The organism is Bradyrhizobium lablabi (assembly GCF_018131005.1).
GTDB classification, from domain to species: domain Bacteria; phylum Pseudomonadota; class Alphaproteobacteria; order Rhizobiales; family Xanthobacteraceae; genus Bradyrhizobium; species Bradyrhizobium lablabi_D.
This window is the reverse complement of the sequence record NZ_JAFCJK010000003.1, coordinates 102,923-117,596: the sequence shown is the minus strand read 5'-3', so window position 1 is coordinate 117,596 and position 14,674 is coordinate 102,923. Positions and strand designations below refer to the sequence as shown.

The window sequence follows — 14,674 nt, the reverse complement described above, 5'->3', positions numbered from 1 at the left end:
GATGATCTGTCAACGAGAGCTAGTAAAATCGTAGAGTGGTCGTTAGAGCGATGGCCTTTTGAGAGGGCATCTTAACTCTCGAGCCACCGCCTGCGGTCGTCCATGCCGGCATTGGCCACGCTGGAACCTATCAGCTCCTCTCCGCGTCGCCCTTGGAGGCCGTTTGTTTGGCAGGAGCGGGGCGATGCGGAGAGACGCGGATGTAGTTGATCGGAGACGGTCTCGGAGAGCCTCTGTCGATGCCGCAGTTCGACCGGCTGCGCGCGCTGCTCTTTCCCGAAATCCGCATACGACAAATTGCCCTGCCTCTGGACGAGCCGATGGTGCCTGATCCGTCAGACCGGACGCTTGCAGCGATGGACATGCATCAGGAACAGATCGCGCGCAGCTTGGGAGAAGGGCATCGAATTATTCGCGGCGTCGCTGGATCGGGTAAGACACTGATCCTTGCCTTTCGAGCCGAATATCTGGCGCGCGCGGCGACCAAGCCGGTGCTCATCCTGTGCTACGCCAACGGTATCGCCGGGCGGCTTGAGGATACCATGCAGAATCGCGGCGTGGAGGACCGTGTTCAGGTCCGCACCTTTCATTCGTGGTGTTACTGGATGCTGCGGACTTATGGGATTCCCGTCCCATCCGAGCGAGAATATCCGGACTACGAAAAGCGGCTGGCTGCGAGCGTTTCAGAGGTCGTGAAGGCTGTGGATCAGGGGCATATCCCAACAGAACAGTACGACGCGGTCCTAATCGACGAGGCACACGACTTCGAGCCGCAATGGCTAGCGCTTGCGGCCAAGATGGTGAACCCACGCACGAATGCGCTGATGGTCGTCTACGACGATATACAGGCCATCTACAAGGGGCGTGAGCGCCCAGTGTGGAGGCAGCTCGGAATTGAGGCGCAGGGCAGAACGACCGTGCTAAAAATTAACTATCGCAACACCGCCCAAATCGTTTCCTTCGCGAGACGCTTCGCTTCGGACGTAATCGGCGCTCCTGGAACGATAGCCGATGATGAGCACGCCATCCTATTGCCCGAAGATGCGGGTCGGCAGGGACTGGTGCCAGAAGTGCGGCAGTGTGTGAGCATCGAGGCAGAAGCTCACTGCATCGCCGAGTGGTTCCTCGGGCGGAAAAAGGCGGGGTACGAGTGGCCGCAAATGGCTTGCCTTTATCCGGAGCACTGGATTGGGGAGCGGGTTGCTCAGGTACTCGCCAAGCATGAAGTGCCGATCGATATGGCCAAGAACAACAAGAACAGAGTTTCGACGAAGCGTGTAGCGGTGCGGCTGTTGAGCTTGCACACCGCGAAAGGACTCGAGTTTCCGTGCGTCGCTATTGCAGGGTTGGGCTTGCTCGGCCGCCACGGCGAACCGGTCGAGGAATGTGTTCGACTGACGTATGTTGGGGTTACCCGGGCAACCCACGAGGCGCTTTTGACCTACTCAAGTGAGTCGGCGCTAGTGCAGCGGTTGATTATGTAAAGGCCACTAACGGTGCCGTCGGAGTATCCACCGCCAATTGATTGGTGGTAGCACCATGTGGTAGCAATGACGAGGCAGCCAAGCTGATTTTCATTTGAATTTCAGTGTCTTCCTGGACCGGCGTTCGATTCCCCTAGGGAGCGCCAACTGTCTTTCCCTCATCTTGATTTTCCTTCGGTTTTCGACTGTTCCCCCAAACGGTACGTAGAGGCTTGGGGAGTTCTGTTCGCCTCGTGATCCTCAAGCTTCATGATCGCGCGGCGTCCGCCGCGCCGTCGATCGGCCTCGCGCACGTAACATTCCGCTTCTGCCAACCGTCAGATGTCCGAGCGCAGCCATGATCTCGTGAGCGGTAGCCCCGGCATCAGCGAGCAAGCGACCGAACGTCTTACGCAGACCGTGCGGCCTGCAATCGACGGGTACCCCCATCTTGGCCAGGAAGGGCAAGAGGGCCGGTGACTCCGGGTTACCTTGGGTTAATTGGTAAGGTGACCTCAAACGTTGATCCCGCTGGTCCCGACCCAACCAGACGCAAAGCTCCCCCGTGGCTTTCCACAATTGTTCGACTTATCGCGAGACCCAATCCCATACCCGAAGTCTTCGTGGTGAAGAACGCATCAAAAACGCGATCATGATCTTCTTCAGCGATGCCGACGCCCGTGTCCTGGATAGTTAGCACGGCAGTCGATCCTCTCCTGATCTCGGTTGCCACCGCCAATCGCCGGTTATCAGGAGTCACCGACACCATCGCATCAATGGCATTCCTGACAAGGTTCAAAACGACCTGTTGAAGCTGCGCCGGATCGGTATGAACTTGCCCGTAATTATCCAGAAGTTCCGTTGTTACGGTGACTTGATTGGCGAGCAATTCCGCTTCTGCAAGATTCAGCACCTGCCGAGCACAGTCAGATAGATTCGCGGCCGTCCGGTTGTCCGTCGCTTCCTTGAACAACGCCCGGACGCCGGAAATGACAGCGCTCGCTCGCAGCGTATCCCTCTCAATATCCTTGAGTATGACGTCGACCTCTTCCAATTCGGTTGGCTTGGATCGAAGAAGTGCTAGCGCAGTACTTGCGTTGAGGGTGATTGCCCCTAGTGGCGCGCGCACTTCATGGGCGATTGCTGCGGTCGCCGCGTCCACGCTCATGAGCCGGTTGGCGCGTTCACGGCGCAACAGAGAGAATGCGTTAGCCAGGCGGGAATACAGTACTGTCATTTCGGTCAGCAGCACGCTCAGCAGCAGGAAGCTCGCAATGAGCGCAAAGCCGCGAGCCGCGTACCAACCAAGAGAGAATCTTACGGAACTGGCGAGCGCAGCAACCAAAAAGTTCGGCATCCACGCCACCAAGATCACGATCAGCCAAACGTCGAGAATTGTCCGTGTACGAGCCAGCAACACCACCAGTGCGATGCTGTACCAAAGCAACAAGCCGACATTGACCTGATTTCCTAGATTAGTTTGCCGGATGACGCTGTCCGTGTAGAAGGCCGGAAGGCTTCCAACGCCTGCTGTTGCGAGCCATGCCAATCCAGAGACGACGATGAGCACGCCGAGAACTGTGAGAACGATCATTGTGGCGGCCGATCCGCCGACTTTCAGTACGGGTTCAGGTCCATCCTTCAGAAGCGTGTAGGCCAAAATCCCTAGCGGAAAGGTCGCGTGCCATAGAACGAAAAACCAAGCCGGACTGTTGAAGCCGTCGCCGATGAGCCCTGACGGAGCATAGGCGCCGGGAAATGTTAGCGTCTGCAAAAAAGCGAACGAGGCGCTACAAAGGTAGGCGGACGCCACCGCAAGGAGGGCTCGCTCTGGCAATATCCGGTATTGCGCAAAAAGGAGAATTGCCGTGATGAGATCCGCGACGGCTAGAACTGTTTGAAGTACCGGCACAAACGCATCAACGCGAGGCAGCTGCGTACCGGCGAACGGCGCAACTGCTGCCGCCACGATCACCAGGACGATAATGACACCAACCGCTGCTCGACGCTGTTCTACCGTAGCTGGAATAGTCGCAATTGCGATCGGAAAATCGCGATCCGATCTCCGGTCGACGTGACTTCTGTTCGACCCCTTCACCCCAGATCCCCGGCAATAACGGCAGACGGAAATGATACCACGGCTCGAAGCCTACCTACCATTTCTTCCCGGGTGAAGGGCTCGTCTCGGCGGTCGAGATGATCGAGTAAATCAATCGGTCCGCGTCCCGGCGCTCCTCGGACCTCCGGCGATGTCCGTCTTAGGCCGCTGTCATGCTCAACGCCGGCAGGGTTCAATGTGCTAACATCGCGATTACGGATCTGCTACTGAGGCGTGCCGATCAAATCCTTGTGGAAACGCGATTAGTGAGAGCCCAGATTCGCGAGCGGCTGCTGAGGGCCAATCCGATACAGCGCCGTTCGGCTGAAAGGGATCCAAATGGACGCAGTCTCCGCATTGCCCCGTCGAGTCCTTGGCCGGACCGGGCTCGAAATCTCCGTCCTTGGATTTGGGACGGCACCGCTTGGCGATCTCTTTGTTCGGCTTGCCGACGACATCGCCATTGCGACGATCGAACGGGCCTTCGCGCTCGGCGTCAATCTGCTCGATTCCTCACCGCTTTACGGGCGCGGCCTTGCCGAACACCGCTGTGGGACGGCGCTTCGGCGAGTGCCGCGCCGGGATATCGTGCTCTGCACCAAGGTTGGCCGCTGGATGGATCCGTTTCAATTCCCGGCGGACAATTCCGGATTTGTCGGCGGACAGCCGCACCGGGCCATATTCGACTATTCCTATGATGGAACGATGCGCTCGGTGGAGCAATCGCTGCTGCGGCTGGGGACCGACCGGATCGATTTGCTCCTGATCCACGATGTCGATGTCTGGACTCATGGCGCGGACGCGATTGAGCAGCGCTTTCATGAAGCCATGAGCGGCGCCTATCTCGCGCTCGATAAGTTGCGCGGCGAGGGTGTGGTTAAGGGTATCGGTGTGGGCGTGAACGAAGCCGACATGTGCGTGCGCTTTGCGAAGGCCGGATCGTTCGACACCATGCTGCTCGCCGGGCGCTATTCGCTGCTGGAGCAGCCGGCCCTATCGGAATTTCTGCCGCTCGCGCAGCAACAGGGAATCGGCGTCATGCTTGGCGGTGTCTTCAATTCGGGAATTCTCGCAACTGGCGCGGTCAGTGGCGCCAAGTACAATTATCGCGATGCGCCGCCTGAAATCATGAAGAAGGTCGCAGAGATCGAGCGGGTTTGCGCCGCGCACAATGTGGACTTGCCCACCGCGGCATTGCATTTCGCGCTTGGGCATCCTGCCGTTGCCAGCCTGGTGCTGGGCGGGCAAGCCCCGCGCGAGGTCGAACGCAATGTGGCGGCACTCTCCAGCCGGGTGCCCGCTGGGCTATGGAGCGATCTGAAGACTGAGCACCTTCTTGACGCGAACGCGCCTGTCCCATCATCGGTGCCGGCCTGATGCGGATCGATGCGCATCATCACCTCTGGACGCGCGCGCGCGGCGATTACGGCTGGCTGACATCCGATCTCGCGCCGATTTATCGCGACTTCCATCTTGCGGACCTGACACCGCTTCTGGCTGCGGCAAGGATCGACGGCACGATCCTGGTGCAGGCAGCGCCGACCGAGGCCGAGACGATCTTCCTGCTCGATATTGCCGAAGCGGCAGATGTGGTACGCGGCGTGGTTGGATGGGCGGATTTCGAGGCCGGCGATGCTGTGGAACGCATCGAAGCCCTGGCGGAGAAGAAGCTGTTGGTTGGTTTGCGGCCGATGGTGCAGGACATCGCGGACGACGATTGGTTGTTGAGGTCGGAACTGGTCCCGTTGCTGGCGGCAATGGCCAGACAAGGTCTGGTGTTCGACGCGCTGGTGCTGCCGCGCCACGTGCTGAGACTCGTGCAGGTGGTCGACCGCCATCCCGATCTGCAATTCGTGCTGGATCATTGTGCCAAGCCGGGGCTCAGGAGCCGGGATATCGACGGCTGGAAGGAAGACGTCGCGCTGCTCGCCAAACGGCCCAACATCGTCTGCAAATTATCGGGTCTCGTGACGGAAGCCGCGCCGGATTGGCAACTCAACGATTTGCGTGAGGCCGTGGACCATGTCCGCGCCTGCTTCGGGCCGAAACGTCTGATCTGGGGAAGCGACTGGCCGGTCGTCAATCTAGCGGGAGGCTATGAACGTTGGTTTGCAGCCGCCGAGACCTTGCTTGGGGATATGTCGTCGGACGAAAAGGCCAATGTTTTCGGGCGCAATGCCACGCGGGTCTATCTCGGGCGACGCGGACGGCAGACGCGCTGAAGGCTATTTTCCCGCGCCCGTGGTCAGGCCGCTGACGATGTAGCGTTCAAGGAAAATGCCGATCAGAACGAGCGGCGCGATGGCAGCCGTCGATAGGGCCGCCATCGACCACCAGTTTATCCCCTGCGAGCCGGTTTGGCTCGCCACCATGACGGGCAAGGTCTTGGCATCCGTGCTGGTCAACAGCGCGGCGAAGAAATATTCGTTCCAGCACAGCACCAGCGAAAGGATGAAGGCGGCGGCCATGCCCGGAATGGCGAGCGGCAGAATGATGCGGATGAAGGCGCCCCAGACCGACAGGCCATCGACGAAGGCTGCCTCATCGAGCTCGATCGGGATCGAGTTGAACTGGTCGCGCATGATCCAGATCACGATCGGTAGCACGGTCAGCGTGTATAGCAGGATCAGCCCGAGCGTCGTGTCGAGCAGCACCAATGCTTTGTAGAGAACGAGGAACGGAAGCGCCAGCACGACCGGCGGCAGGATCAGCTGGGACATGAAGAAAAACAAAATGTCATCGTTGCGCATCCAGGCGAACTTGTAACGGAAGCGACTGAGGCCGTAGGCCGCAAGCGACCCCAGTACCAGGGCCAGCAGCGAAGCGCCGACCGAGGTGAGGATGCTGTTGACGAAACGGCTCATAAACTCGGTGCGGGCGGTAGACGTCTTCAGAATTGTATCGGGCGATAGTCCGAGCGAGCGCCAGCCTTTCCAGTCCGGCAGAAAATCGAGCCAGGGGATCAGGTGGCCTTGCGTCACGTCGACGGCTGACTTGAACGAGGTCGTGACCGTCCAGTAGATCGGGAAAAGGCAGATGAACGTCCAGAAGATCAGCGCGGCGTAGATCAGAACGCGGCTTGCGAACCTTCTCGCGCCGAGTGCTCCACGACGCTTGCGGACCGGCACTGATGCGACCGTGGTCAAGTGGATAGCTCCTTGTCAGCTGACTCTTTGCGTCCAGCGATGGGACAGGCGCAACAGTACCGTGAGGAAAACGATGATGAGCAGCAGATAGAAGATCGCGAGCCCTGTACCGTATCCGACATTCGAGCGGTCGCGATAGACGCGATAGATGAAGCTCGACACCGTATCGGTTGCGCCGCCGGGGCCTCCCGCCGTTACGTTGATCACGATGTCGGCAAGCTTCAGCTTGAAGATGATGCGGATGATGAGCACGGTGATGCTGACCGGCAGCATGATCGGGAAGGTGACATGCCAGAACGACTGCCAGCCGTTGGCGCCGTCGACCTTGGCGGCCTCAAGCACTTCCTTCGGCATTGCCTGCAGCCCGGCAAGCAGAATGATCATGATGAAGGGAATCGAGACCCAGGCATCCATCGCCTGGATGCTGAATCGCGCAATCCAAGGTGCGGCGAAAAACGCCGGATTGTCCCAACCGAGATCGCGCGCCAGCGTCGCCGCCGGGCCGAAACGGTATTCCATCAGTGATTTGCCGATCATCCAGCTCACGGCGACCGGGCTCAGCATCATCGGCAGCAGAAATACGACGCGAAAGAATTTCCGTCCGCGGATCTCGGCATTCAGAAGCAGCGCCAGCCCGAACGCGATCGCATATTCGCCAAGCACGGACAGGGTGTAGAAGATCATGTTGCCCAGCGCATTCCAGTAATAGTCGTCATGGAACAGGGCGTATAGATTGCTGAGACCGTTGAAGTGCGGACCTTCGAGCGAGGACAGGTTCCAGTCCAGTGTGGCGATGTAGAATCCGAACAGAGAAGGAAAAATCACCACCGCCACAGTGAACAGGACTGCCGGCAAGAGGAAAAGCGCGCGCAGACCACGTTCGCCGCGGGCCATCACCTGTCCGACGCCGAGCGCGACGGACCACAGGACATAGCCATAGAGCACCGGCCGCCAGTCCGAAAACCCGGGCGTGATCGTCCCACTCACATGCAGGATCTGCACGACCAGCACGGTCACCAGCACGAGCGAGGCCAGGACGACGAATCCTCGCCCCAGGGCTTTTCGGGTGGCAGCGATACGTTGCCAAGCGACCTTGTCGTGCCGGACCGCCGCCGCCGGTGATGTGTCCTGCATCAAGATCGCGCTCTGTCGCCTTGAAAGTTTCGGCTGGTGCCGAAAGCGGCACCAGCCCCAGTGAGGTAGAGGACTACGCGCCAAGCGAAGCCTTGTAGAGCCCGATTTGCTTCTCGCGGCCGAGCTGGTCCGTCAACTTCTCCCAGGCTGCGGCGATGTTGTTAGCGCCGGTCTGAGCGTCCACCTTGCCAGCGAAGATCTTGGTCAGTTCGTCCTCTGCAATGCTGTAGTACTGGAAGATGCCGGGAATGCGCGGCTCAACCGCCCGATTGGGATGATTGTACGAGTTGAATTGCGAGTTCAGATAGGAGGTGATGTATTTCTTGTCGTAGCCCGCGGCCACCCATTCGTCGATATTGGAATGGCTGGTCCGGTGAACCTGGAAGCCGGACGGATACATCACCATCCACAGCGACAGGTCCTTGCCGCCGAGATGGGCGGCAGCGCTCCAGGCCGCCTTGTGTTTCTTCGCGTCGCCGTTGACACGAGCCATCACGTAAATGCCCCAGCCCAGATAGGCGCAGTTCGGCGCATGGTTCGGTCCGCTCGCGAGCTTGTCCCATTTGCCGGTCTTGGAATTATAGACGTCGTCCGAACCGGGAAGGATGTCGAAGCCGACGACGTCGCCGACCACCGACGTGTCGCTCGCCTTCGCGACCTGTCCGATGTCTCCCCACCAGGGAATCATCGAGCCGATTCCGGCCAGGAATTGCTGGAAGCCGGTAGTATTCGGATCGGCGTTGAGTTGATCGGCCGGTTCGGAGGGTAGCGCGTCGATGACGTCCTGAATGGCGCGGACCCAGGCCGGATTGTTGATGCGTGGCTTCATTGTGTCGACATCGAACAGCCAGGCTTTGTCGTCGGGATGCTTGGCATAGGCCGTGGCGCGACTGCCGAGGAAATAGAACCCGAACCCACCCCAGGGCTTTGGCGCGTCGAGATAGCCGTAGACGTTCTGGCCCTTGAACTTCTTGCCCTTGAGGAATTTCGTGACGGCCTGCACCTGCTGCCAGGTTTTCGGCATGCCCCATTCGCTGGTGTTGCCGGCGTCCTTCCACGCCTTGGCGAGTGTCGCGTCGGAGAAGATGTCGGTCCGGTAGTTGAAATTGTGGCAGTCGCCGTCGATGGTGACGCGATAGGTTTTTCCGTTCCAGGTCCCGACTGGCGGCTTCAGATATTCGACGTAGTCATCGATGTCGATCTGCTTCTTGACCCACTCTGGCATCTCCGAGGCCAGCCCCTTACCGCACACATCGCCCTCGAAAGGAGCGCCCATCTCGAGCACGTCGAAGTCGACGGTGCCGGTCGCGATCGCCTGCTGCAGGCGCGGGTTGTAGTCGGCCTGCGCAAGATCGATCCAGGAAATTTTCGCGCCGGTATAGGCCTCCCATGGCTTCAGGAATCCGCGGAACAGCAGGTTGTGGAGGTTCTGATTATTGAGTCCCATGAAGGAGAGCTCGACGCCCTTGAACTCGCCTTCTTTCACGCCTGCCTTGGTCGGGCCGAGGCAAAGTTCTCCGACCTTCTGCCAGTCGGAATCGGTCGGCGCGCCCTTGCCGACACCTGGAATCTGCAGGATTTTTGCGCGCAGATCGTCCTGCGCCAGTGCAAGATCGGAGAACGCGCCCAGTGCACCGGTCGTGCCGAGTGCGGCGGCACTTGCCGCGCCCTTGAGAACGGTGCGACGGTCAGGCCGCATCAGCGAATGCTGATCGTGCTCTTGCTGTTTCATCACGAAACCTCCCTTTGTTGATGTTCTTTGCCGCGAAGTCGGGCACCGTTTCTTCAGGACATGTCGTTCACAGACGCATGTATTGCTGCGCTCTTGGTGGCGCAGGACAGGTGGGCAGGCGCGGTTTTGAGTATGCAACGGCGTTGATCAATGTCAACGAATCCACGCCGATGGAACCATCAGCAGAGATCGGCGCGCGTACGGGCCGCGCCACGAGATTACTCCGCCGCTAGCATGACCGCCGTAGCGTCACGCCTCGGGCCCGATGACGCCCTTCTTGAAGACAAAGCAGCCATAGAAGCGGCGCTCGCCAGTTTGGACGACGCAATAGGCCTTCTTCGCAAGATCATAGAAAGCAAACCGCTCGATGCCGGCCATGGGTGAGGCACGGCCCTGAGCCGCATCGACCTCGGCCTGAACTTCGCTTTGTACAGGAGGAACTTCGTTGGGCTGGCCGACGATTTCCATCCGCAGGGCGGGCGTGTCGACAAAGGAGTCGAGCGGCATGACCGAAAGGATGGCGCGCACGGCGCGCGCGGCGGTGACATTGTCAATGCGAAGCAATCGCCCGAGCACAGTCTGGCGGGCGACAGAGTCGGCCGGAAAGTTGGTATCGCAAAGGACGAGATCGTCGCCGTGCCCCATGGAGCGTAACGCGTAGAGCACGTCGGCGTTTAGAAAGGGATCGATCGATTTCAGCACGTTGGACCTCCCCGTGGCTTCTCTTATATATCTGAAAGATATCAATCGACCGCCGCGACTGCCAACGCCGCCGTCTCAGTCGCCAGCCCGTCGCCAGCGCGCCATAATGTCCGCTTTCGGGTTCTGAGGGACCAAGGTCGAGAAGGGGCTGGATGTCCGTTAGTGACCAAAGCCGAGCCACGCTCCCAGAACCGGCCTTATGATACGCCCTGGATCCGCCGCGGTTTTGGACAGGCGACAGCGCAAATCACCGCAGCCGATCGAGCAAAGCCTTCGCCTTCTTCAGATCGTGCGTTTCAAGGCCCTCGGTACACCAGGCGTAGATCGGTTCGAGCAGTTCGAGCGCTTCCTCGCGCCTGCCCTGGTCGATCCATAGGGCTGCAAGGTCCATCGCAGCGCGAAGTTCGAGGGCTTTAGCGCGTTGGCTTCTTGCCGTGGTCAATGCCTGATCGAGCCGTGATTGCGCCTCGGTGTTGGCTTCCGGTGCGCCGCGGACAAGCAGCGCGTGCGCTTTCAGGCGATACAATTCGGCCTCAAAAACCCGTTCGCTATTACGACTGGTCGTAGCGAGGCCCTGCTCGATCAGCTCCACCGCGGCCTCGCATTGATTGCTCAACAACAAGGCCGGACACAAGAGCACGTACAGTGCCGTGATGCCCAGCTGATACCCAGCGCCACGATATTCATTCATCGCGGTCCGGATTTCCTCGAGTGCGCTGGATGAAGGGTCAAGAAAGGTCGCGCATATCCCTCGGACTGCGCGCGCCAATCCTCGCCATTGCCGGAATCCGTGTTCCTCCGACAAGGTGAGACAGCGTTCAGCGTAGCGGTGCGCAGTCAATAGCTCGCCGCGAAGAGCGTGGAGAACAGACGCATAGTAGCAAGCATAAGCCTGCGAATGTGGATGAGCGATCTTGTCTGCCCGCTGAATAGCGGCGTCCATTCGTGTGAGTGCCGTGTCGACATGGCCGAGCAGCCAGAGAACCCAAGACATCAGGGCAAGGTCCGCCACTCCGGCATCCTGGCCAGCTGCACGGGCCTCCAGTCTCTCCTCCTCGGTGCTTGCGTCAAACGCCTCAACGGCCCGTTCGATCGCGTCGCGGGCACCGGTGAGATGTCCCATGAAAAGCCGAATCATGGCTTGCCCCCGCATTGCGTTGAGCAACGCTGGTCGATTGCCGCGCGCCTCGGCGAGATGGAGCAGGACCGCGACCATTTCCTCGGCAACCGGCAACTCACCGCGAATAACGCTCGCGGTGGCCAACCAAAACATGACTTGCAGCTGCTCCGGGGGATCTCCGAGGCGCTCGCACAACTCGCGCGCACGCGTGAACGTCGCCACCGCCTTGTTCGAGGCAGGGCCCTGGGTAGCTATCAGGCAGGGTCCCAGAGCGAATTGGAAATCAAGCTCCAGCCTGTCCTTCCGTGCCCCGTCGACCAAATGAACCGAGGTCTCGATTCCTCGCTGCAGGTGAACGATGGCTTCGAGGTTGGCGGAGCGCATGGCGGCCTTCTTACCGGCCTGCAGCCAATATCCTCCCGCTTTTTCAAACAGTCCCGCCACCGTGAGATGGTGCGCGAGAGTTTCGGGTTGAGCCTCCACAATTTCCGGGAACCGTTGCTCGAAGGCGTCGGCGATGCTGGCGTGCAGCGTTGCGCGTCGGCCCTTCAAGAGTCCCGAGTAGGCGGCGTCCCGCACCAGCGCGTGTTTGAAGGTGTAGACCGCGTGTGGAATTTCACCCCGGCAGAACAACAGTTCCGAGCGCACCAATTGGTCGAGCGCCTCGTCCAATCTCTGCTTCGGCAGCCAGGCGACGGCACTCACAAGTTCGTAATGAAATTCGCGACCTGCGACGGCTCCGATTTGGGCGACGTCCCGCACCGGTGACAACCGGTCAAGACGAGCCATCAACGAAGCTTGCAACGTGGTTGGGATCGCCAACGACGGTAGAGGCGCCTCGAGAACATATTCACCCTCCCGTTCTCGCAACAAGCCGCCTTCCAGCACCATCTTCGTTAGTTCCTCGACGAATAGCGGCACCCCATCGGTATGTGCGAGAATGTGCTCCATAACCTCCTTGGGGAGCGGTTTGCCACCGGTCACCCGCAGGACCAACGCTGTTCCGTCGCGTCGGCCAAGGCGAGTCAGCCGGATCGTTGTGGTGTGGGGATAGCTCGGCCAGGGCGAAGTGAATTCAGGCCTCGCCGTGATCAGCAAGAGTGTCCGAAGCTGCGGCACGTGCTCCACAGTAGCTACGAGGAGCTCAAGCGAGGTTGGGTCAATCCAGTGTACATCTTCGAAAATGAGCAAAACCGGCCGCTGCGCCACTAACCCATCGAGCTGGGCCAATAGTGCCGCAAAGGTCTTCTCTTTGCGTTTTTGTGGCGTGAGGTCTTGCAGTCGGTAGTGATCATCGGTCGGCAGCGCCAACAAATTGGCGAGAACTGGCAGGTGTTCGGGATCGTGCGTGGATTGCGCGAGTAGAACTTCCAGTTTGGATAGCTTCTCCTGAGGTGAGTCGCTGTGCTTGAACCCGGCCGCACGTTCGAGCTGGCTGATAAACGGGAACAAGGCGCTCTGGGTATGATGCTCGGAGCAGAAATAGCGCAGTGTGATGTGTGATTCCCCCTGGAGCCGCTCATTGAGCGCCAAAGCAATGTGAGATTTGCCAATACCCGGCTCTCCCGTAAGCGTCACCACCCGGCCTTCTTCCTGTGTAGCTTGTCGCCAGCGGCGTAACAGCAGCTCTATTTCCTCCTCACGCCCGAACAGCGGCGGCAGCTTGGTGGTGTGCATGGCCTCGAAACGGCTCTCTACACCGCTCATCTCCAGCACCTGATAGACTCCGAGCGGCTCCTCCCAGCCTTTCAGCGCGACCGGACCGAGGTCGCGGTAGTGGAACTCTCCCGCGGTGAGCCGGCGCGTGCACGCGCAGATCAACACAGTCCCCGGCTCGGCCATCGCTTGCAGGCGCGCGGCAAGGTTCGGCGTCTCACCAACAACCTCTCGCTCTGCCGGAACATTCTCAATCAGCAGCTCGGCTACGACCACGGTGCCCGTCGCAATTCCGATGCGAATCTGCAATGCCGCGGCGGCATTCCGGATGCTCGCTACGGCATGAATGAGTGCGAGTGAGGCGCGCACCGCCAGTTCGGCATCATCCTCATGTGATTGCGGATAGCCGAAGTAGACCAACACACCGTCACCCATATAGCGAGCAATCCTTCCCTGATAACGGCCTATGACTTCTGCGATACTGGTTCGATACGCGCCAATTAGCGCTCGCATGTCCTCCGGGTCCAACCGCGCCGCAAGGGCCGTGGAGCCAACCAAGTCACAAAACATCACCGTGAGATGGCGCCGCTCGCCTTCATCCGGTCGCCTCAGTTCGGTCGCTGTTTCCGCCGGTTCAGGCCTGGCTGCGTCATCACGCTCCGCGATCGCGCGCAGCATCTTGCGGCGATGACCCAACAGGACGCCGAGGTCCTTGAGGTCCTGGTCTGTCAGGTCGCGGACGACCGAGAGGTCAATGCCGTTCTCGGCGAAGCGCTGGGCATACTCTGACAAGCCGATCGATTCGAGCCACTCGGTGACGCCCCTCATGGCAAATTGGCTCCTCCCTGGGCTCGGTCCTCAGCTCCCGCAAGTATCGCTTCCAAGCGCAATCATCCCGCCCTGCACCGAGCCCAACCGAATCTGGTCATGGTATCTCCTCCAAAAAGGTACGATGGTGAGGGTTGCGGCAAGCGCCAACTCACTTCTTCCGGACTAAGTCAGCAGAAAGACAACCGCTGCATGCGACCGAATTGCAGCCGGGGAGCGACGAATCGTGTCTTCGATGCCGCTCGACATGGCGAGCGGTGAATTTCCGCTCGGAGATTAGTCCTCGCAGCAAAAAAAATGGTTCACTGAAAAGATGCTTCGCTGGAATGAGTTGTTGCCTTGAAATCAACTCCCAACAGAGTCAGCAAAGCCCGCTCACTCGGTCGAAAATGGCCGACTTGGCATTGATCTGCATCTCGCCAATCCAACACCGCGTGCTCTGTGAATTGCATCACAGCTACAACGCGACCACCGTGCTATTCAGCGCAAGCGCGGCCTTGGGTCAACGGGGAGGTGGATGAGGCGACGCCCGGATCGCGTCCGTTGCAAAGGCCGCGACCGATAGATCGCTCTAACCGTACTGACCACTGCAACGGCGGCCACCAAAACTCCGCGACGGTCGAAGGCCGCAGCGTTCTCGCCTGGAATAAGTTGAAGGGACCGACCGAGCCAATGGCTCTAACCAGCAGTTACGAACACGTCATCATAGTCGGGGCGGAATAGTGAATCGTAAGCGCAGAGTTAGCGCAGCTTCTTAGCTCTCGCACACACTGCAGAAGCGCGTCCGCTCCTTTT

At 59.7% G+C, this 14,674-nt stretch carries 9 protein-coding genes; 3 read left to right on the top strand and 6 right to left on the bottom strand.

Annotation, left to right across the window (positions count from 1 at the left end):
- Nucleotides 1-239: 239 nt before the first annotated feature.
- Nucleotides 240-1,484, top strand: a complete 1,245-nt coding sequence (locus JQ553_RS34900; protein WP_283817244.1) for a DEAD/DEAH box helicase — start codon at nucleotides 240-242, stop codon at nucleotides 1,482-1,484.
- Nucleotides 1,485-1,950: 466 nt separating this feature from the next.
- Here JQ553_RS34900 and JQ553_RS10235 read toward each other — a convergent pair whose 3' ends face one another.
- Nucleotides 1,951-3,561, bottom strand: coding sequence for an MASE4 domain-containing protein (locus JQ553_RS10235; RefSeq protein ID WP_212499818.1), 1,611 nt, complete (start codon nucleotides 3,559-3,561; stop codon nucleotides 1,951-1,953).
- A 339-nt stretch (nucleotides 3,562-3,900) separates the two neighbouring features.
- Between JQ553_RS10235 and JQ553_RS10230 the strand changes: the two genes are divergently transcribed.
- Both JQ553_RS10230 and JQ553_RS10225 read left to right on the top strand, forming a co-directional pair.
- Nucleotides 3,901-4,938, top strand: coding sequence for an aldo/keto reductase (locus tag JQ553_RS10230; RefSeq protein WP_212499817.1), 1,038 nt, complete (start codon nucleotides 3,901-3,903; stop codon nucleotides 4,936-4,938).
- A complete protein-coding gene (locus tag JQ553_RS10225) occupies nucleotides 4,938-5,783 on the top strand; it encodes an amidohydrolase (protein WP_249144147.1) in 846 nt (281 codons plus the stop codon). Before JQ553_RS10230 ends, JQ553_RS10225 begins: the two co-directional genes overlap by 1 nt.
- Nucleotides 5,784-5,786: 3 nt before the next feature.
- Here the strand turns inward: JQ553_RS10225 and JQ553_RS10220 are convergent, their stop codons facing one another.
- From JQ553_RS10220 to JQ553_RS10200, 5 genes are all read right to left on the bottom strand, one after another.
- Nucleotides 5,787-6,689 carry a carbohydrate ABC transporter permease gene (locus JQ553_RS10220; RefSeq protein WP_212500352.1) on the bottom strand — a complete coding sequence of 301 codons (903 nt, stop codon included), beginning with the start codon at nucleotides 6,687-6,689 and terminating at the stop codon, nucleotides 5,787-5,789.
- A 33-nt stretch (nucleotides 6,690-6,722) separates the two neighbouring features.
- Entirely contained in the window at nucleotides 6,723-7,841 is a 1,119-nt protein-coding gene (locus tag JQ553_RS10215) for a carbohydrate ABC transporter permease (RefSeq protein WP_212499816.1), read from the bottom strand.
- Between the two features lie 73 nt (nucleotides 7,842-7,914).
- Nucleotides 7,915-9,573 (bottom strand): sugar ABC transporter substrate-binding protein, encoded by a 1,659-nt coding sequence (locus JQ553_RS10210; protein WP_212499815.1) that lies wholly within the window; start codon nucleotides 9,571-9,573, stop codon nucleotides 7,915-7,917.
- A gap of 249 nt (nucleotides 9,574-9,822) precedes the next feature.
- A complete protein-coding gene (locus JQ553_RS10205; RefSeq protein WP_212499814.1) occupies nucleotides 9,823-10,275 on the bottom strand; it encodes an RbsD/FucU family protein in 453 nt (150 codons plus the stop codon).
- A gap of 247 nt (nucleotides 10,276-10,522) precedes the next feature.
- Nucleotides 10,523-13,879, bottom strand: coding sequence for an adenylate/guanylate cyclase domain-containing protein (locus JQ553_RS10200; protein ID WP_212499813.1), 3,357 nt, complete (start codon nucleotides 13,877-13,879; stop codon nucleotides 10,523-10,525).
- Nucleotides 13,880-14,674 lie beyond the last annotated feature (795 nt).